The 18,881-nt window shown below is 65.2% G+C and carries 14 protein-coding genes and 3 pseudogenes; 8 read left to right on the top strand and 9 right to left on the bottom strand.

Annotated elements, in window-relative coordinates; genetic code table 11:
• Genes ileS through MLGJGCBP_RS24990 form a run of 5 tightly spaced genes read left to right on the top strand, consistent with a single transcriptional unit; the run spans position 1 to position 6,885 of the window.
• A complete protein-coding gene (gene ileS / locus MLGJGCBP_RS25015) occupies positions 1-3,192 on the top strand; it encodes an isoleucine--tRNA ligase (protein ID WP_236581354.1) in 3,192 nt (1,063 codons plus the stop codon).
• On the top strand, positions 3,192-4,604 hold the full coding sequence (locus MLGJGCBP_RS25005) for an LLM class flavin-dependent oxidoreductase (protein WP_007297348.1): 1,413 nt from the start codon (positions 3,192-3,194) through the stop codon (positions 4,602-4,604). The genes ileS and MLGJGCBP_RS25005 overlap by 1 nt, the downstream gene beginning before the upstream one ends.
• A 2-nt stretch (positions 4,605-4,606) precedes the next feature.
• Positions 4,607-5,092, top strand: a complete 486-nt coding sequence (locus MLGJGCBP_RS25000; RefSeq protein ID WP_007297347.1) for a hypothetical protein — start codon at positions 4,607-4,609, stop codon at positions 5,090-5,092.
• Positions 5,089-6,090: an aldose epimerase family protein gene (locus MLGJGCBP_RS24995; RefSeq protein WP_007297346.1), complete on the top strand. Its 1,002-nt coding sequence runs from the start codon at positions 5,089-5,091 to the stop codon at positions 6,088-6,090. The genes MLGJGCBP_RS25000 and MLGJGCBP_RS24995 overlap by 4 nt, the downstream gene beginning before the upstream one ends.
• Positions 6,091-6,096: 6 nt before the next feature.
• On the top strand, positions 6,097-6,885 hold the full coding sequence (locus tag MLGJGCBP_RS24990) for a BtpA/SgcQ family protein (protein WP_039951238.1): 789 nt from the start codon (positions 6,097-6,099) through the stop codon (positions 6,883-6,885).
• Positions 6,886-7,059: 174 nt separating this feature from the next.
• On the opposite strand, the gene MLGJGCBP_RS24985 is transcribed toward MLGJGCBP_RS24990, so the two are convergent.
• The 4 genes from MLGJGCBP_RS24985 to MLGJGCBP_RS24970 are packed head-to-tail and all read right to left on the bottom strand — an operon-like array spanning position 7,060 to position 12,072.
• Positions 7,060-8,727, bottom strand: a complete 1,668-nt coding sequence (locus MLGJGCBP_RS24985; RefSeq protein ID WP_201453191.1) for a pyridoxal phosphate-dependent aminotransferase — start codon at positions 8,725-8,727, stop codon at positions 7,060-7,062.
• A complete protein-coding gene (locus MLGJGCBP_RS24980; RefSeq protein ID WP_007297343.1) occupies positions 8,658-9,515 on the bottom strand; it encodes a TauD/TfdA family dioxygenase in 858 nt (285 codons plus the stop codon). Before MLGJGCBP_RS24980 ends, MLGJGCBP_RS24985 begins: the two co-directional genes overlap by 70 nt.
• Positions 9,512-11,329, bottom strand: a complete 1,818-nt coding sequence (locus MLGJGCBP_RS24975; protein ID WP_007297342.1) for an AMP-binding protein — start codon at positions 11,327-11,329, stop codon at positions 9,512-9,514. The genes MLGJGCBP_RS24980 and MLGJGCBP_RS24975 overlap by 4 nt, the downstream gene beginning before the upstream one ends.
• A complete protein-coding gene (locus MLGJGCBP_RS24970) occupies positions 11,326-12,072 on the bottom strand; it encodes a hypothetical protein (protein WP_007297341.1) in 747 nt (248 codons plus the stop codon). The genes MLGJGCBP_RS24975 and MLGJGCBP_RS24970 overlap by 4 nt, the downstream gene beginning before the upstream one ends.
• Before the next feature lie 611 nt (positions 12,073-12,683).
• On the opposite strand from MLGJGCBP_RS24970, the pseudogene MLGJGCBP_RS24965 reads away from it, so the two are divergent.
• The 3 genes and pseudogenes from MLGJGCBP_RS24965 to MLGJGCBP_RS52035 all read left to right on the top strand — a co-directional run.
• Positions 12,684-13,109, top strand: a pseudogene (locus MLGJGCBP_RS24965) (glycosyltransferase family 2 protein); the annotation flags it as partial.
• A 38-nt stretch (positions 13,110-13,147) separates the two neighbouring features.
• Positions 13,148-13,546, top strand: a pseudogene (locus tag MLGJGCBP_RS53790) (FHA domain-containing protein); the annotation flags it as partial.
• 241 nt (positions 13,547-13,787) lie between these two features.
• A complete protein-coding gene (locus MLGJGCBP_RS52035) occupies positions 13,788-13,934 on the top strand; it encodes a LuxR C-terminal-related transcriptional regulator (protein WP_236581352.1) in 147 nt (48 codons plus the stop codon).
• Positions 13,935-14,366: 432 nt separating this feature from the next.
• Here MLGJGCBP_RS52035 and MLGJGCBP_RS53265 read toward each other — a convergent pair whose 3' ends face one another.
• The 5 genes and pseudogenes from MLGJGCBP_RS53265 to MLGJGCBP_RS52025 all read right to left on the bottom strand — a co-directional run.
• Positions 14,367-14,729, bottom strand: coding sequence for an isochorismatase family protein (locus tag MLGJGCBP_RS53265; protein WP_272943273.1), 363 nt, complete (start codon positions 14,727-14,729; stop codon positions 14,367-14,369).
• A 970-nt stretch (positions 14,730-15,699) separates the two neighbouring features.
• On the bottom strand, positions 15,700-15,972 hold the full coding sequence (locus MLGJGCBP_RS24950) for a hypothetical protein (protein WP_007297340.1): 273 nt from the start codon (positions 15,970-15,972) through the stop codon (positions 15,700-15,702).
• Positions 15,973-16,102: 130 nt separating this feature from the next.
• The gene (locus MLGJGCBP_RS24945; RefSeq protein ID WP_007297339.1) at positions 16,103-16,624 is read right to left on the bottom strand and encodes a hypothetical protein; all 522 of its coding nucleotides are present in this window, start codon (positions 16,622-16,624) and stop codon (positions 16,103-16,105) included.
• Positions 16,625-16,975: 351 nt separating this feature from the next.
• Positions 16,976-17,596 carry an FHA domain-containing protein gene (locus tag MLGJGCBP_RS24940; protein ID WP_039951235.1) on the bottom strand — a complete coding sequence of 207 codons (621 nt, stop codon included), beginning with the start codon at positions 17,594-17,596 and terminating at the stop codon, positions 16,976-16,978.
• A 1,083-nt stretch (positions 17,597-18,679) separates the two neighbouring features.
• A pseudogene (locus tag MLGJGCBP_RS52025) lies at positions 18,680-18,881 on the bottom strand (hypothetical protein); the annotation flags it as partial.

Genomic DNA, 18,881 nt, shown 5'->3' with positions numbered 1-18,881 from the left:
ATGCGGGTCGACGAAGCAAGGAAGAATAGCCTGATGATGGCGGAACGGAACGTGTTTGCGTCGCCATTCAGCACGATGCCGACGCGGCTGGAACTCCCGGAGATGGACGTACGAATCATCGATTGGTGGCGCAAGCGCGACGTGTTCCAGCGCAGCCTCGCCCGGACGAAGGACGGCGAGAGCTGGGTCTTCTACGAGGGTCCACCGACCGCGAACGGCTCCCCCGGCACTCACCACGTGGAGGCGCGCGTCTTCAAGGACGTTTTCCCGCGCTACCGCACGATGAAGGGCTACTCAGTGCCTCGCCAGGCCGGCTGGGACTGCCACGGTCTGCCGGTGGAGCTGGCCGTGGAGAAGGAGTTGCAGCTGTCGGGCAAGCCGGACATCGAGAAGGTCGGCATCGACATCTTCAACGCGCGGTGCCGCGAGTCCGTGTTGCGTCACGTTGGAGAGTTCGAGCAACTTACCCAGCGGATGGGCTATTGGGTCGACCTCGATCACCCGTACAAAACGATGTCGCCGGAGTACATCGACAGCGTCTGGTGGTCGCTGAAGAAGATCTTCATCGATGGGCTGCTGAGTGAGGACTTCCGAGTCGCTCCGTATTGCCCGCGTTGCGGCACTGCGCTCTCCGACCACGAAGTTGCGCAGGGCTACGAGACCGTCACGGACCCCTCGGCTTACGTGCGGCTTCCGCTCACGGAGCCTCTCGCCGGACACCCTGACGCCCAACTATTGATCTGGACGACGACGCCGTGGACACTGGTCGCGAATACCGCTGTCGCGGTCCATCCCGAGGTCATGTACGCGTTGGTGCACACGGACGCAGGCACGTTTGTGGTCGCCGAGTCACTGCTGGATGCGGTACTGGGTACGGACGCTGAGCCGCTGGCTCGCTTCCGCGGCGCCGAGTTGGCGGGGCTACGCTACAGGCGCCCGTTCGACTTGGTCGACGTCCCGGATGCGCATCTGGTCGTGCTCGCCGACTACGTCACTACGGCGGATGGCACCGGGCTGGTGCACCAGGCACCGGCTTTTGGCGCGGACGACCTTGCGGTGTGCCGGGCGAACGGGCTGCCGGTTGTGAACCCGATCGGGCCGAACGGTCGTTTCCTGGACGAGATACCGCTGGTCGGCGGGGTCTTCTTCAAATCAGCGGAACAAATCCTGGTGGACGACCTGACTGCCCGCGGCTTGCTCTTCGAGTATCAGCGCTACGAGCACTCCTACCCGCACTGCTGGCGTTGCCACACGCCGCTGATGTTCTACGCGCAGCCGTCTTGGTATATCCGCACCGCGAGTGTGCGCGAGGCTCTGCGACGCGAGAACGCGCGAACCAACTGGTTCCCGGGTCATATTAAGCACGGCCGGTTCGGCGATTGGCTTGAAAACAATGTGGACTGGGCCTTGTCTCGCTCGCGCTATTGGGGCACGCCTCTACCGTTGTGGCGCTGCGAGAACGGGCATGTTACGCCGGTCGGCTCGCGCGCTGAGCTGGGGCAGCTTGCTACCGCCGACCTATCCGACCTCGACCCGCATCGGCCGTACATCGACGCGATCACGTTCCCCTGCCCACAATGCGAACAGACCGCGACCCGCGTACCGGAAGTGATTGATGCCTGGTATGACTCCGGCTCAATGCCGTTCGCCGCGCTGGGGTACCCGTACGTGGCCGGCAGCGAGAAAGAGTTCGACCGGCGTTATCCGGCACAGTACATCTGCGAAGCGATCGACCAGACTCGCGGCTGGTTCTATACGCTGATGGCGGTAGGCACGCTGGTCTTTGACCGCTCGTCGTACGAGAACGTCGTCTGCCTGGGCCACATCGTGGCAGAGGACGGCCGCAAGATGAGCAAGCACCTGGGCAATGTCCTGGCGCCGATCCCGCTGATGGACGCCCACGGTGCGGATGCGCTGCGCTGGTTCATGGCTTGCTCCGGTTCTCCTTGGGCACCGCGCAGGGTGGGCGCCGGACCGCTCGAGGACATCACCCGCAAACTGTTGATGACCTATTGGAATACAGCGTCGTTCTTCAGTTTGTATGCCAGCCACGTCGATTGGAAACCGGAAACGGCCGCGCCTGCTGGGGAGCGGCCGATCCTCGATCGCTGGGTGCTCGGCGAGTTGCACATGTTGGCGCGTTTGGTGGACGAGCGGCTGGAGAACTACGACACCGCGGGTGCCGGCCGGCTGCTCGGCGACTTCGTCGACGACCTGTCCAACTGGTATGTCCGTCGGTCTCGGCAGCGGTTTTGGGAAGGCGACCAGGACGCGCTGTCCACACTGTACGAGTGCTTGGATGTGCTGACCCGCTTACTTGCACCGATCGTGCCGTTCATCACCGAAGAGGTGTGGCAGCGAGTGATCCGTCCCGGCGCGACTGGCGCGGCCGAGTCGGTCCACCTTGCCGACTGGCCGCTGGTGGACGTCGCGCTGATGGGCACGATGCTCTCGGAGCAGGTTCGGACTGCGCGGGCCGCGGTGGAGGCCGGGCGCGCGGCGCGGAAGGCCAGCAAGGTGCGGATCCGTCAGCCGCTGGCGCGCGCGTTCGTCGGACTTCCGCCGGGCAGCGCCCTTCCGCGGGCGCTGCTGGACGACATTGCCGAGGAGTTGAACGTGAAGATGTTGGACCCGCTGGAGTCCGCGGGCGCGATGGTCGACGTCGACGTGAAGCCGAACTTCCGGGTGCTCGGCAAGCGGTATGGCAAGCGGACGCAAGCGATCGCGAACGCCATCCACGGGGTGGAGCCGCAGCGGATCGTGGCGGAATTGCGCGAGCGCGGCACCACAACCGTCGAGTTCGAAGGCACGTCGGTCGAAGTCACGGTGGAGGAGGTGATCGTGACCGAGGTGCCCCGCAGCGGCTGGGTGGTGGAGACTCAGCGCGGGGTCACGATCGCGCTTGACACCGATGTAACGCCTGAGCTGGCAGTGGAAGGTACGGCGCGAGACGTGATCCGGGTCGTGCAGCGGGCGCGGCGAGCGGCCGAGCTGGACATCTCCGACAGAGTGCGGCTCGCCATCGCCGGGCCGGAGTCTATCTTGGCTGCGGTCAAGGCGCACCAAGCGTTCGTCGCGCATGAGACGCTGGCCGAGTCGGTGAGTCTGGTCGGCTCGCTCGACGGCGGCTTCATCGGAGCCGTCGGCCCGGCCGAGATCGCGGTGGGCGTGTCCCGGGCTGCGTGTGAGTGATGATTGCTCCCCGGAGACTCTCGCCCGATGACTGGCGTGTCTGGCGCGTCCTGCGGCTGGCTGCGTTGCGGGAGTCCCCGCACGCTTTCGAGTCGCGACTCGCCGACTGGCAAGGCGACTGCGACACAGAGGGACGGTGGCGTGGCAGGCTGAGGGACGTCGAGGCCAACTTCGCGGTGGATGTGGACGGGGAGCCGGCTGGCATGGTCAGTGGTGCGCTCATCGACGGCGGCACGGCGGTCGAGCTGATCTCGCTCTGGGTGACGCCGCATGCCAGAGGGCGTGGGGTCGGCGACCTGCTGGTCCGCACCGTACTTGACTGGGCTGTCGCGGGCACCACAGCCGAGCGGGTCGTGCTGCGCGTGCACGAAGGCAACGCACACGCAAGGGACCTGTACGAGCGCAACGGGTTCCGGACACTTGGCGCACCGACGCCGAACGCGGAACGTGAGATGGTCCACCAACTGCCGCAACGGGTCCGGGTCGGAATTCACTCCGGCCAGCAGTATCCAGACTTCGCCTCAGTGCAAGCGCTCTGGCACTCTGCGGAGCGACTCGGGTACGACTGGGTCTCGCTGTTCGATCACTACCGTCCGCCGATCTTTGGCCCGGACGGCCCCTGCTTCGACGGACCCACGCTCCTCGCCGCGTTGGCTGCGACCACCTCACGGGTCCGCTGCGGGTTGCTCGTCGCGCCTCCAGTCTGGCGGCATCCCGCGCTAACCGCGACGATCGCGGCGACGGTCGACCAGGTCAGCGGTGGCAGGTTGGAGTTCGGCATGGGTGTCGGGGGCGCCGACCTGGCGTTCGAGCAATACGGGATTCCGCAGCCGACACTCGGGGCCAGGTACGAACAGCTGGACGAGACCTGCCGGATACTGCGCCTGCTCTGGGAAGGCGGGCCAGCGGATTTCACCGGCACGCATTACAAGCTGCGCGGCGCGTACCTGAACCCACGCCCAGTGCAGCAGCGGCTGCCGCTCGTCATCGGTGGCGCCGGTGAGTGTCGGACGCTGCAGCTGGTAGCCCGGCACGCCGATATTTGGAACTGTGCGGCTCTAGCGCCGGAGACGTACATGCGGAAGGTGGACGTGCTCGACCATCTGTGTGCGCAGGAGGGCCGCAAGCCGGCGGAGGTTCGCCGCTCTGTGACGTTTCGTTGCGTGATCACCTCTAACCAAGCGGAGGCGGTGAGGGCGCACGCTGCGATCGAGCGCAATGCGAACGGACACGGCCCGGATCTTCCCGAGTACGTCAGCTTCGGCAGTGCGGAGGAGTGCCTGGACCGGCTCGCTCCGTACACCGAGTCAGGAGTGCGCGACTTTCTGCTTGGGGTTCGGCCACCGGTGGACCGGGGGACGGTGGAGCGGTTCGCCACCGAGGTTGCACCAGCGCTGCGCGGGATGGCTTGACCATGGCCCTGGTCTGGCGGACGGCCGACGACGTAGTCATGGTGCACCGGCTGATCGAAGCCTCCGACCGGCGGGCCGCGGCGCTGACCGGCACCACAGCCCCACCGCGCCGCCAGGAGTCCACCCAGCGATTGGTCGCCGCCGGTCAGGTTCAGCTTGGTCTTGTGGCCGGCCAGCCGGTAGTGACGGTGACGGTCGGCCCGGTGCCGTCGTTCGATCCAGCTGAGGCCGGGATGCCAGAGGCCGATGAGCCCTGGTACATGCAGCGGCTCGCGGTCGCCCCGGACTACCCGGACGGGTTGGTGGGCTTCCACGCGGTCCGGCATGCTGTGCAGCTAGCCGCCGCCGCCGGTGCCGACGCACTGCGCGCCGAGGCGAACCCGGACCTGTCTGCGGTGCTGACGATGCTGACCGCGGTTGGCTTCCGCCGGTACCGCACCCACAATTCGGGGCGTGCGCCCCGAACATATCTCCAGCTGGTGCTGTGACCAGGGTCCTCGCCGCGGAGCGCACAATCGGCCGTACCGTCCGTGATCCAGTCCGGGAGGTGACAGAGTTCACCTTGGATAACAATCGGGTGCGTGTGGCTGTGTGGAATTACGGCGCGACTCTTGTCTCGGTCGTGGTGCCCGACCTGGCCGGTGCGCGGCGCAACGTCGTGATCCGGTTGCCGGATCTCGCCGCCTACGAGGCCGCAGAGAACCGGGCCTACGTCGGCTCGACCATGGGCCGGTTCGCACGCATCGTCGCTGGCGGTCGCTTGGTCATCGACGGACGTGAGTACGAGCTTGCCCGCAATGCCGGCCCGCATCACATCCACGGCGGACCGGAGGGCTTCGACGCCAGAGTATGGGACGGACACGCGGACAGCGGAGAGAAGTCAGGCCGGGTGGTGCTGACCCTGGTCAGTCCGGATGGCGATCAGGGCTACCCGGGCGAGCTCATCGCCACGACCACCTACGAGCTCGACATCCACAACCGCCTCACCATCGAATTCACCGCGACGACGGACGCACCAACGCTCTGCGGATTGAGCAACCACGCATTCTGGAACCTTGGCAGCGAACCAAGAATTGACGGGCATGAACTGCAATTGCACGCGCGGCGCGTGCTTGCGGGTTACACCGACTTCGTTCCGAGCGGTCGCACGGTGCCAGTGGACGACACCGAGCTCGATTTCTCCTACCCCCATGTTCTTCAGCGGGTGAGGATTGACGCTTTTCTGGCGCTCGATAGCGGGCACCCGGTGGCGAAGCTGCACGATCCGGAGAGCGGGCGGCTACTCGTCGTCGACACCGACCAGCCCGGAATGGCCGTCTACACCGGCGATTTCTTGCCGGTCCGCCCGCGCGCCGGCATCTGCCTGCAGCCGTGCGCTTGGCCGGATGCGCCCAACCACGCCGGCTTCCCGTCCGCCGTGCTACGGCCGGGCGAGACATACCGCAGCCGAACGACGTTCGAGCTGCTGGCCGACCAACGGAGGTAGTACCGGATGGCCCCAACGCCGAAGCCTCTGTACGGAGTAGTCCACGTACCGCCGCTGCCCGGCACGCCGTTCCACCGCAGCGGCTCATTCCCGGGCATCGTCAAGGACGTGCGAGCACAGGCGCGGCGGATGGTCGAGGGCGGGATGGATGGGCTGCTGCTACAGACCGTGGACCGGGTGTACAGCGTGCGGGACGACTCCGATCCCGCCCGGGTCGCGGCGATGAGTGTCCTTGCGCATGAGGTGCTCGGCCAGAGCCCGGCGGGCTTCGCCGTCGGCGTCCAGATCATGCGCCATGCGGTGAGCGCCTCGCTTGCTGTCGCCAAGGTCACCGGAGCGACATTCGTCCGAGCCGACGCACTGGTCGGGGCGACGCTCACCACACACGGCTGGGTCGAGCCCGACTCGCTGCAGATCATGACGTACCGCAAGGCGATCGAGGCCATGGGCGTCGACCTGATCGTGGATGTTGACTCGATGCACTACCGCTGGGCCGGTCCGGACGAGACCACCGGCGGGGTGGCGAGGCGGGCGGTGATGGTCGGCGCCGATGCGGTCTGCGTCGCACACCCAGACAGGGACGAAGCCCTGCGGAAGGTCGCAGACGTGCGCCGTCGAGCGCCCGGTGCGCGCGTCATTCTCGGCGGTTTCGTAAACCACGGGAACGCCGCCGCCCTGCTGGCCGAGACGGACGGCGCTTTCGTCAGCGGCTGCCTGATGGACCCGGAAAACCCGCCCCGAGTCGACCCCGACCGCATCCGCCGACTGGTCGAGATCGTGCACGGCACCGCATGAGCAGGTATTCGATTGAGGAATTGGAGCCGTGACGGACCCGAGCACTATCCGCGTGGGGGGCAATCCCTTCCCTTGCCGGTGATGCGGTGAATGCTGCGGAGGCAAGCGCTACCGGACGGGGGCGGTTACGGCGCACGCGAACTTGATCGGCGCTGGTTGCCGCAGAGGCCTGGCTCAGGCACGCAATGTGCGGCTATTCGCCAATCCTTGATCTCGGCGGCTCCGCAAGAACGACTGTATCCGGTCCAGCGCGACGTCCAGCTCGCCCCACCGTCGCGAGGTGGTCACCCGGACTAGGCCTTCGGACAGGCAGAACGTCAGCAGGCCGGGGAAGACCGAAACACCCTCATGTTCGAGCAGGTCACGGAACGCGAGGTAGGAGTCGTCGTAATCGTGCAGCGAAACAGCGGTGTTGATCGAGTAGTGTGCGGCAGCCACGGTGGTGTTGGGCAGGTCCAGCCGCCGGGTGGCGATGTCGCGCATCCGGATTAGCTCCTCTTCCCGTCGGTCCCGCTCGTGCGCGTAACTGGTGTACGCAGACTGCAGCGTCTCTAGGGTGAGCCCGTAGCTGTGCTCGAACTCGGCTAGGTGCTCAAGGTCTATGCCGTGTATGCCTTCGTGCCGCCAGCGCTCCATCCGCGCGAGCACCTCGATCGCGGTGTAGAAGAACGACGGCGGGCCGCCAAAGCTGCTCGAGGCGTACTCATAGTAGTCACCGATGAAGGCCGTCCCGGCCAGGATCCAGCCGAGCTTTATGCCAGGGGCGGACCAGTTCTTGGACAGGCTGCTGATCCGTACCACGTTGTCGGCGGCGCGGGCGGCGGACAACTGCTGTGGCGGGCCGAGCCACTCATGACACTCGTCCAAGAGAATAGTGGTACTCGAGTTGGCCGAGCGGATCAGCTTATCGAGCTCGTCCTCGGCAATCAGGGCGCCTGTTGGGTTGGTGACCGTTTGCAGCAGCACCAACGGGGTGTCCGGGCGGAGCTGTTCGAGCACTGGGCGAATCGAGGTCGCGCCGTTCACAAGCGGAGTGGGCACCAGGCGGACCGGGCCGCGGCGGGCCACGGACTCCAGCAACGGTGGGTAGTTCGGGATCCCGCACAGCGAGGGAGTGGACGTCGGGCGCCCGGTGAGAATGAAGTCGGCGAGGTTACTGACGGCGAACGTGCCACCGAGGGTCAGCGCGACGTTGTCGAGTGTATATCCGTCGCCGGAGAGTCGGGCCGACTCGTACGCGGCGACCGCCTCGCGGGCGGGCGCACGACCGCGCGAGTCCGAGTAGCCGTACCAGTCCCGGGCAAGTGCGAACATGATGCACTCCTTCACCGTGGCGGGCAGCCCCCACTGCACCTCGTCAACCGAGCCGGTCGACAGGATCAGGTGGTCATCGCTGCGGAGGGTGCCATACAGATCGTCGCGGAAGTAGTGGTTGAACGTCTCCTTGACGAATCGGATGGTCGCCCTGGACTGCAGGATCTGCTCGGCGTCGACGGTGCGCCGGGGTCGCGATGCGCGCCAGGCCGCGCCCAGCCCCGGCCGGGTACTGCGGGGGCCCAGAGCGTGCTCGACACGGCCGAGGTATAAGTCGCGCAGCTCGAATGGGTCGTCAGGGTCGATCGCGCGCTCATACACGTCCATGAGTGGTCTGGTCGGCCCAAAACTCATCGAAACTTCGGGTACCTCCAACCGTGACCGCTGCTGCGCGCACAGCTCCCCTCCGGATCGGACCGGCAGGAACTGCGCCGGGTTGGCGAAGAGCCCGGGCCGGTTCATGATGCCGCCGCGCTGAGCCGCAACCGCTTCAGATGCCGGAGCGGGCCGTTTTTGGGCGGCGCGCACGCGATGGTCCTGCCGTGGAAGTGCACCGTGTTGTCGATCACGACGAGTAGCCCGCACTGCCAGCTGATGTGGTAGCACCGGCCGCCGTACATCGCCGCGTACAGCCGGATCAATGCCTCGTCCACCTCAGCTGGCTCGGCCGCGCCGCAGAGACACTCCCACTCCAAATTCTCGTCCTGGAAGTCCCGAATGGAGAAAACCGGGCGGCCGCGGTCGTACCGCAGCAGCGGGGGCGCCTCGTCGCGGCCGTCATAGCGGGTATTGGCAAGCAACTTGCGGTCCTCATCCGTGAGTGCGTCGAACACCTGCCGCATCGGTACCAGCACCGTCTCGGCGGCCGAATCACCGTCGGCTGCCAGGCACATCAGCGATACGAACCGCGGCTGCGCGGCGATCGGTAAGCTACTGCTCTCCGAATGAAGTGCCAGCCAGTTCGCGGCGAATGGCTGTAGGTCCGGGTTAGATGTCGCCGGCTCGCAGGTCACCAGATTTAGAATGACACCCTCCTCGACAAAGGGTTGGACAGCTGGTGAGTGTTCTAGTTGCGCCGTGCCGAGCAAGGCGCCGAACGCGAGATACTCCCTATTGGTCATCGGCCGGTCCAGCGAGATAGCGACCACACCATGCTCGGTGAGCTGTTCCTGCGCTAAAGCGCCGACCCCCTCGACGTCCGCGGCCGACGCTTTCCTCGGTGGGGCCGGATTGGACAAGGAGCTGCTGCCATCCAGCAGCTGCCGGCGCAGCGTAATGTGTGGTTGTTCCGGGCGCTGGCGGAAGGTGCCCTTCACTGCGACGTGTCCAGACTTAGTTGGTCCCGGAGCAGTGCCCGTTGCAGTTTTCCGGTGGGGGTGCGTGGGACCGAGTCCACCTGCTGCCAGCGGCGCGGCAGAGCAGTTGGCGGCAACAGCGCGGCCAACTGCGTACGAATCTCGGCGATGTCTGCGTCCCGCAGCACAACCATGGCCACGATTTCCTCACCCCACAGCGGGTGCGACTGAGCGAGGCATCCGGCGTCCACCACAGAGTCCAGCGAGAGAAGGGCATGCTCCACCTCCTCCAACGAGACCGCCTCGCCTCGCACCTGGGCGATGTTCTTGAGTCGTCCTGTGAGGATGAAGTAGCGGCGGTCGTCCCTGCCTCTGATCCAACGCCCGAGATCACCACTGTGGAACCAATCGCCGGCGAAGGCTTCTGAAGTCTGGTCGGGCGCGTCAACGTAACATTCCATTACATTATGTCCGCGCATGCAGACCTCGCCGATCTCGCCCTCGGCCAGTACGTCACCGGTGACGGACAGCACCTCTAGCTCATTACCGGGGAAGGCGACCCCGACAGTCGGTATTTCCGTGTTCAGGACCAGCGCGGCGTAGTCGTCGTCGGCCAGGTCGATTGGCAGCATCGTGGAGAAGTTCGTCGTCTCCGTCAGCCCGTAGCCCTGTATCACCCGCAGGCCGAACGCGTTCATTATCCGTTTGGCCAGCGAGGCGGTCAGCGGCGCCGCCGCACTGACGAAATACCGCAGAGTATCCGGGGGACGCCAACCACGGCCGGTGACTAGCAGCGCCTCCAGCATGCTGGGTACAACGCTGGCGATCTGCGGTCGGTACGTTTCCAACTGAGAACGGTAGGTGAGAGGCGAGAACTGCTGCGGCAGAACGACATGGGCGCCAGCGTTTAACACCGCTACCACGGTGAAGTGCACGCCGTTCACGTGGTGCAGCGGGAGCCCGCCCGCGATGGTGACCCCCGGACCGAGATCATGGTGCTGCTTGAGCCCCTGCGCGTTGCTGAGCAACGCCCGGTGGCTCTGCAGCACCAACTTGCTGGCCGCGGTCGAGCCGGAAGTGCTGAACATGAAGGCGGGCCCGCCCGGGGTGATGTACTGATCCACGGCGGTGTCCTCCAACGCGGAGCCAGGAGTGGAGACCGGGATCGGCCGGGCGAGATCTTCCGGGATGCCCGTGACGTACGGTGAGCACAGCACGGTGCGGATCGGGTACGCAGCAATGATCTGGCGCAGCCGCTGCGGCGGATCAGTCGGGTTCAGAACCAGGCACGTGCCGCCTGCGCGAATCACCGCGAAAAGCGCGAGCACGGTGTCGATGTCATTCGCGGCGAGCAGGCCGACCCGCTCACCGCACAGATACTTTCCTTCAGCGAGGTTGGAGGCTATCGCACGGCTGCGTGCGTTCAGTGCGCCATAAGTAAGTACCTCGGCGTCACCGTGGGTCGGCAGCCAGGTGAGGAACGGCGCGTCCGGCGTGTCCGTAGCTCGGCGCCGCAACACGTCGACCACGGTGCCGTCCGTGGGCGGCACCGTCTTTCCACCTGGCCGGTAGTCATGCACTCCCGCCGCACGGGCGCCGCTCGCGCGGACCACCTCGGCGATGCCCGAGACGGATCCAAAGCTCTCTGTGGTGATCAGTTCGGCCGCGATTGTGATTGCGAACTCCTTTTCCAGCTGCACCACAAGTTCGACCAAAGTGAGTGAATCCAACCCGGTCAGCGGCACTCGCGGATCAGCGGGGACCGCGAGGTGCGCTGAGTCGGTGTTCACGCCGGTGATCAGTCGGCGAACTCTTGTCTGAATGTCGTCGGTCATGACTGGAAGTGTCCGGAAGCCGAGGTGGGTAGGTTGCTGCAGGTGTCGGACGCCGGCAGTGTGTCGGCCAGAAAGATGGTCTGGGCCATCATCTTGTAGCCGGACATGTTTTCCCGGAACGTCTCGATGGACTCTTCCGGGTGCACGGAGTCGATCACCGCATTCGGACCGATCGCATTGAACTGGTGCGAGACTCCACGCGGGATCTGCAGGTCCATCCACGAGTTCTCGTCGACCATGAGGTTGTAGCGGGTAGCCGTGGCGCCGTTCGGGAGGTCAGGCAGATTATCGGTGAAGGTCGGAGGTCGAAATGGGGTCACACCATCGATGTCCGTGACTATGAAGGGGGAAAGGCTGGAGACGCGGATCCGGGTGCCGGGGCCGGTCATCATCCGCACGAAACGTAGGCCGGTGTGCAGGTGCATACGCGAACAAATATCCCGCGCGCTGACGTCGTAGAAGTCCATCAGGTACCGGTCTGCGAAGTACCCCTCGAACGGAGATTCGAGCATGTAGACGTCACCTTCCTCGAACGTCTGAGCTCGAACTATCCCATCGCCCGCTGAGCCCATTGCGGCGGGGCTGGCATGCGCTTGTCGTACGACCTTGCACAAAGCGTCAACCACGCCCAGCGCCACATCGGGTGCGAAGGTCGCCACCGGGGTGACGTGACACTGGCCGGCGTCGCGAAAGTTCAGGACGTCCTGGACCTCATTTTCGTCGTCCGGGCCGCGCTTAAGCATTCCAGTCATCGGCGCGATACTCCTCCCTGCTCGAACCACGGCAGCGTTCTCGCGAATTGTGGAAATCCTCGTTTTGTGGACTCCACAATTCTGTCCGCGGCGCCGCCGGACCGTAACTACCACCAGGGTGGGACTCACCCACACCTTGGGTGAGTCTTTCCGTATGTGCAACCCCTGTCACGGCCGTGGGGCGTGGGATGGACCTTTGGCTGCTCGTAGGCGCCCCGATCCGGAATCGAGTCACGACTATCGAGATCGACGACCTCGAACGCCTTGGGCATGGCCTGCTCCTCGTACCGGGCCCCTCCATCCACTACACCACTGCCATCGCGGCGGGACCAGGACGGTTAGCTCGGGTAACGTGCCCTGCAGGGGCTGCCGAGGTTGTCCCCGGGTCACGTAGAAGTCACGTAGAAGTTGAGGTGGCGGTCCCCCGCTCGAGGCCTGCCGTGTGGTAGGTGTCGGGCGTTCCTCCAAGAACTCCGACAGCAAGGGACCGCTGTGAAGAAGAGTAGCCAGAACCCGCCCACACGCGACACCGCCCGCGATTCCGGAGCGGGTCCCTGTGGGGATGGCAGAGATCGCCGAGAACGCGGTGCTGAGGCACGTGGACACCGATGGTGGTCGGCGGTCAGATGCTCAACCCGTTGGAACACGCGCACCCGCACATGATGGTGAGGCGGTCGATCAGTCGATGTTCGTGTGGGCCGCGGCAGCGTTGTCCGGGTATGACCACGATTTCGCCGCGCACCCGTTCACGGACGCCCCGTACTCCCGCGATCTGCATCGGGTGGTCGATGTCGCTTCAACGGGTAACGGGGGTGGATGTGCATGATTCCCCGGGTCTGCGCCGAGCAGGTCGGGCAGCCACTGCCGTTGTTCATCAAGTGGGGTACGTCGGCTACGGACTACGCGCCCGAGCCGCCGGCTCCCCGACGGTCAGCATGCGCGGCGTCGCGGTCTGGCACATGGCCTGGAGCGATAAGGACGACGCGATCGACTGGCAGGCGTACTTCCACCTCCGCAATCGCCTGGTCGGAGTTCACCCCAGGGTGGCGACTTCGCACCCCCGGGGATGAGGGAATCCGCCCAGCTGTGGACGACGATTGACATATTCCCCCATATAGCCCATTCCGATCGCCGTCGGAGGCCCTTCACCGCTGATTGGATCACCGGAGGTGCGATGTTCCCCCACGAAAATAACACCGGGCCCGATTCGGTCCCCGGCGACCCGTCGCCGCGGACAGCAGTCGTCCCTGCCGACGCGCCGTGTCTGCTGTACGCCGATCGCGGCGTCAGGCGACGGCTGGTGCTGTCGGCCGAGATGCCGCGGGTGGTCATCGGGCGCAGCCCGCAGGCCGATGTCGCGTTGACCTCGGATCCGACGGGGTCGCGGCTGCACGCCGTCGTCGAGTGGGCGGACGGCCATTGGACGATCGTCGATGGCGGATTGTTCCTCAACGGCACCCGCGTCAATGGTAGGCGTCTGTCCGGCCGACGCCGCCTACGACCGGGCGATCACATCCGGATCGGGACCTCGTTTGTGAACTACCACGCCCCGAACCCGCCGGGGAAGTCGATACCGGCGGCCCGGCCGACCCACCATTGCACGAGGTCACCGACGCGGAACGGGGATCCTCGACACCCTGTGCCGCCCGTACACACCCCACCCGCCCTTCGCGTGTCCGGCGTCGAACTCGCAGATCGCCGACGAGTTGCACCTGTCCGAAGCCACCGTCAAAACGCACCTGCGCGCCTTGTTCACCAAGTTCGGTGTCGAGGACCTACCGCAGAATCAGAAACGAGCCCGGCTCGCCGAGCACGTCCTCCGTAGCCGCCTCGTCACGAAACGAGATCGGTGACGCGCCCACGGGCTGTCTCGACATCGACGGCGGCCGCTGAGAGTTCCTGGCAGGAACCGCTGGGTGTGAAATGCACTATGTCGGGCTCCGGCGGGTTCTGTTCGCCCCCGGAATCTCGGTTCGTGATCGGACATCGAGAGACACGGCCGGGGCCGGACTGTCACGTCGCTCCAACCATCTGGCAGGGCCGTGCATGACATCACCGGCTCGGTGCCGTCGGCCCGGAAGGCACGCAATGCGCTGTCCGTCTCGCCGGGCGCCCCCGCAGCCAACTATCCCGAACACCGATCGTGGGGTTTCTGTCCGCCTGACACTGAGGCACTGCTCGTCGAGGTCCTTCGCTGTGGCAGGTGGATCGGGCGGCACCGCCGTGGTCGTCGTCCGGGAGTGCGAGCGGACCACCACCAGCATTATGGCGCGAATAGGCTCACATCAGCTGGCATCCGCGATGGCGTCGGCGCCCAGGGTGATGTTTCTGCCAAACCAGCAAGACCCGAGACTTGCCCCGGGCAAAACGTTGCATGAGGGTGTTCGGTGTCTACGCCGCCTTCCTGGGGGATTGGTCGAAGCCGGGTGGCTGCGGTCGATCATCCGAATGATCCGCGCGGTGGAATGTACTGCACCACAACGGGCAGCGGTAGAGGTCAGCGCCGCGACATGGTTTGCCTCGCTGAAGTCGGCAACGGCATCGAACACCAGCAGCGGCTGGATGCCGGGCATGAACGCATCCATTGCTGTTGCACGGCAGCAGATGTGGGCATAGATATCGGTGATGATCAACTGGCTGCGTCCCACCGCTGCATCCGCTCGCGTAGATCGGTCTTGACGAACGCACCGTATCGCTCACTTCGTGAGCACGGCGTCCATCGGCCCCGGAGCAAGAGCCGGCACGACAGCGGTGTCCGTTGGCGCACTGGTGAGCCCGGGGCCCCTGAGTCAACAGGGCGCGGCTGTCGGAGGCCAAATGGCGGGGTTCGCCTGGCAGTAATGGAGTCTTCTGGTCGGTGGAAGCACTGGCGATCGGTCCAACAACAGAGCGGAGTGTTGTATGCGCTGCTCGCAGCGGCAAGGCCCAAATGTCGTCTATATTCCGCCACGCGTGGCGGTTTGGGGCCATTCAGAGTGCGAGATCGATGCTCGAGTGACACCCTCGGGTGGTCCCATGCGCATGTCGAACGAGGTGATCCCGTCACCGCTGGTTACGCGGACTGAGTCCGCCGCGTGCGGGAGTTGAGGTATGGGATATGCACGGCAAGCGAGAATCCAGATAGGTGGCTGGACCACCGGTTCGAGTGACAAACTGGGCTGTTGTTCTCGCCCCGCAACCAGGCCGGTGAGCAGGGGTGTTTACCCGTCGATCCGATGCCCTCGGTAGTCCGCGCGGCTCGTATCGCCGCGGCATCCGTCGCCGCGTCGACGGCATCCGATAGCCGAGCAAGCAGTGGCGCTCCTGCGCACGAACCGTCCACCAGAGACAAACATGGCGGCAGACCGTGTCCCTGCAGTGATTCACAAGTGGGTAATCCGGACGGTACGACGCGTGAATGCACCGTCGAGTCGGTGTCTCTTCGACCGAATCGAGAGCCGGCCTGGGTTCTGGTGCGGCAGGGCCCGCTTCATGGGACGTTGCTCGAGCATGGGCAGGAAACCGGGGCTGAACGCGAGCGATTGCTGCGCGCGTACGACGTGGTGTCACAGCCTGGCCGAGCAACTTCGGATTGCTGAGGTGCTGGCCGGACTATCCGGTGCACCCGCCGCCGAACGCCTACTGGAAAGGCGATAGTTCGGTGGGGAGTTCAACGGTGGGGCCGTCGATCGCGACCCCGCCGGGGCCGGCACTGATGCCGTCTACGGATACTCCTGGCAAGGAGACGCCGGGCACATGGACGGTGGGGGACGATGCAACGGTGTGCCCGCCTTCGGTGCCGTTGTGTGCGTTGCCGCTGCTGGTTTCGGCAGTAGCAAGTCCTGCTCCGGAAGTCAGTGCGAAGGCGGCCATGGCGATCGCGGTGATGGTGCGTTTCGTGGTGTTCGACATGAATTCTCCAATCGGGTGGGGGTTTACGAGACTCGGTACGATCTGTGAGGGCCGGATCCCTGTCGACTGAAGCAGGGATCCGGCCCTCTGACCGGTTTCGCCGAGGGGCTGCAGTGCTGCCTTGATGCGGTTAGCAGGTAACCAAGGGGATGCAGAGGCCCACGTCGACGCTGTTGGAGTCACTCTCGTTGGTGGTGTTGTGGCTGTCCGTGGTCGATCCGCCTTGTCCGCCGTTGGCGGGGCCGGCATTGCCGCCGTTCGCTGGACCGCCGGTACCGTTGCCGCCGGTGACAGTGTTTGTGGCGTCGCCGCTGATGCCACCGTTGGCATTGCCGCTGTCGCCGCCGTTTCCGGCGCTGCTGTTGCCGTTGTTGCTGCCATTGTTGGTCAGGCCGATGGTGGGGCCGCCGATCGCCACAGACGGGGCGCCATTACCGCCTGCCCCGGTGGTGCCGCCGTTTGCGCTGCCGCTGGTGACTGCTCCACTGTTGTTCGCGGTGCCGCCGGTGCCGTTGGCTTCGGCCGAGCCGGCCTGGGACGTTCCGCCCGCGCCTCCGGGGTTTGTCTCGGCGGAAGCAATTCCCGCGCCGGCGGACAGGGCGAACGTTGCGATCGCGATAGCCGTGATGGCGCGCTTCATGGTGTTCGACAATGTGAATCTCCTTGTGTGGGTGCGTCGGTTCAGCTGTGCACACCGGACTCGACCAGAATGCGGATCCGACTGTGGGCCGGAATATCGTTCGATTTCGAATTCCCGTGCTGTGAACAACTACAACTGTGAGCCACTCGGGGAAGAAGGTCCATCATCATCAGGGGGGAAACACCTCACCCCGAACATGAGCGTCTCGTCCGAGATGCCCCCCGCGGTATCAGCGAGCGCGAAAGCGAGTCACCGCGCCCAGCATAGGAGTGGCAGATCGGCGGCGTCGCGGTTCGCTTTCATTCACACCGATTCGCGGGGCTGTCTGTCTCGGAGGTCGTGACTTTCGGTCCGCGTTGTTCGTCAGAGGTCTCGTTCTGTGACGATTCCACTCTGCATGGCCCGTTCGACCAGGCGGGCACGCTTTTGGTTCTGTGGGACGTCTTCGATCCCGAACTTGGCGAACAGGGCCCGCATGTGCGTTTTGACCGTCTCGACACTGAGATACATCCGATCAGCGATCTGCTGATTGGTGGCGGGAGCCGCGAATCCGGCGTTGTGCTTGCGCGGAGCACAGAGCGCGATGAGGATCTCTCGCTGCGTCTTCGTCAGCGACTCCCGCGTCGGCATGGCATCGGCGACCGCGGTCAGCTCACCGCTGGCCCTACCGTCACTGCGGAACAGTATTGTCGAGGAACCGATTCGGATGTGGTCACCGGATCGTAGGCGCTTCCGTCCCGTCATGCGCTCACCGTTAATGAAAGTCCCGTTGCGCGACAAACCATCATCGACGATAGTCCAGTGTGTCCCACCCCATTCGACGGTGGCATGCAGGCGTGAAACATCTCGATCCCACGCGAGGGCGATGTCGGCTTCGCGGGATCGGCCGACTGTCACCTTCGGTGAATCGACGGATAGAACGAATTCTCGCGCGCCGCCGTCCTCGCCGGGATACGACAGACGAGGTTCAATTGGTAGCTCCATGACCACTCCCGAGGGCCCACCCTTCGACGGTCCAATTGTACTTCTGACCGCAATCGAAGCTGAAGTGTCGAAGTCGGTGTGAGGATTTCCCACCCTAGTGAGGAAGAGCGGACCCCCTGCCGGCTCCTACCATAAGGGTTACTTCGAACACCACCTGCGCAGGCTCCGCATGCCGTGATCGAGAGGAGGTCTGCGATGTTCACAACCCTGACCGTCGAACCAAGGACAGCGCAGACCGCGACGCTGATGGACTCCGGCCCCAGTACGGTGAATGGTGAGAGCAGGGCATCTTCGCAAGAAGCGACCTTGGGTGCCTCGCAAAGGTGGTCTCGATGCGGATCGTCCGAGTCCTCGTGGACTTCGGTGCGAACGCGCCCCTTCTCGCGGCTCCGGAAACGGGGCTCGTCGCAATCGCTCGGCGACTCGTATCGGATCGATTCGCTTCAGGCTTCTCGCACCTCCGCGGCAGTCCAACCTGTTCGCTTCGCGAAAGTTACACCCATTACTTGTAATGACGGTCTGCGCCTCCTCAGCGGCATCTCGCACCGCGACGCGGCCGGTTCGGCAACCCCGCTCGCCATCCCGACCTTCGGTGTGACAGGCATCGGAGTCACGAAATGACCGGTACCGCAACCATGGTCGATGCACACCGGAACAAAGGGTCATCGCTGCGACGCATTCCGACCTCGAGGCGGCGGTCGACGTGATCGAGGGACGACGACCGTGCGCGCTCTTGCTCCTCCACCTTGGGGGGAGGAAGCTGGACGGACACGGCGTCGAGCTGAGGTGGCGCAGGATGCCCCGACCGACCCGGTTACGCCGGGCGATTTCTGCAGCGTTCAGCCTGATGATTCTGATCATCGGGGTTGGTACCCTCGGCCTCGCATCAACGGTTGCGCCACCACAGGCAGAAGGTCGAATAGTCGCTTCCTCTTCGATGCCCGCGCTCGCCGAACAACCCGTCTGGCCGGTACCCGACCCGTCGATCGGGCCCGCACCTGGACCTGGCGAACCCTACTCTGCGCCCAACCCCGAGTCACTCATCCCGGACTGCAATCCCGACCTCATGCCCTGCCAGCCCGACTACCAGCCGGAACCGCTGCCGTCGTGTCCGGAGGTGCCGGAGCTGTGCCCGCCGCCGATCATTGAGCCGGAGCCGTCGTGTCCGGAGGTGCCGGAGCTGTGCCCGCCGCCGATCATTGAGCCGGAGCCGTCGTGTCCGGAGGTGCCGGAGCTGTGCCCGCCGCCGATCATTGAGCCGGAGCCGTCGTGTCCGGAGGTGCCG

Source organism: Rhodococcus sp. T7, assembly GCF_009872365.1.
In the GTDB taxonomy this organism is placed as follows: domain Bacteria; phylum Actinomycetota; class Actinomycetes; order Mycobacteriales; family Mycobacteriaceae; genus Rhodococcus_F.
This window is presented reverse-complemented; position numbering and strand designations above follow the sequence as displayed.

Excerpts from the sequence above, each read along its gene's own strand:
- ileS (WP_236581354.1), top strand. The coding sequence starts at position 1 with ATGCGGGTCGACGAAGCAAGGAAGAATAGCCTGATGATGGCGGAACGG.
- MLGJGCBP_RS25005 (WP_007297348.1), top strand. The coding sequence starts at position 3,192 with ATGATTGCTCCCCGGAGACTCTCGCCCGATGACTGGCGTGTCTGGCGC.
- MLGJGCBP_RS25000 (WP_007297347.1), top strand. The coding sequence starts at position 4,607 with ATGGCCCTGGTCTGGCGGACGGCCGACGACGTAGTCATGGTGCACCGG.
- MLGJGCBP_RS24990 (WP_039951238.1), top strand. The coding sequence starts at position 6,097 with ATGGCCCCAACGCCGAAGCCTCTGTACGGAGTAGTCCACGTACCGCCG.
- MLGJGCBP_RS24975 (WP_007297342.1), bottom strand. The coding sequence starts at position 11,329 with ATGACCGACGACATTCAGACAAGAGTTCGCCGACTGATCACCGGCGTG.
- MLGJGCBP_RS24970 (WP_007297341.1), bottom strand. The coding sequence starts at position 12,072 with ATGCTTAAGCGCGGCCCGGACGACGAAAATGAGGTCCAGGACGTCCTG.
- MLGJGCBP_RS24950 (WP_007297340.1), bottom strand. The coding sequence starts at position 15,972 with ATGTCGAACACCACGAAACGCACCATCACCGCGATCGCCATGGCCGCC.
- MLGJGCBP_RS24940 (WP_039951235.1), bottom strand. The coding sequence starts at position 17,596 with ATGGAGCTACCAATTGAACCTCGTCTGTCGTATCCCGGCGAGGACGGC.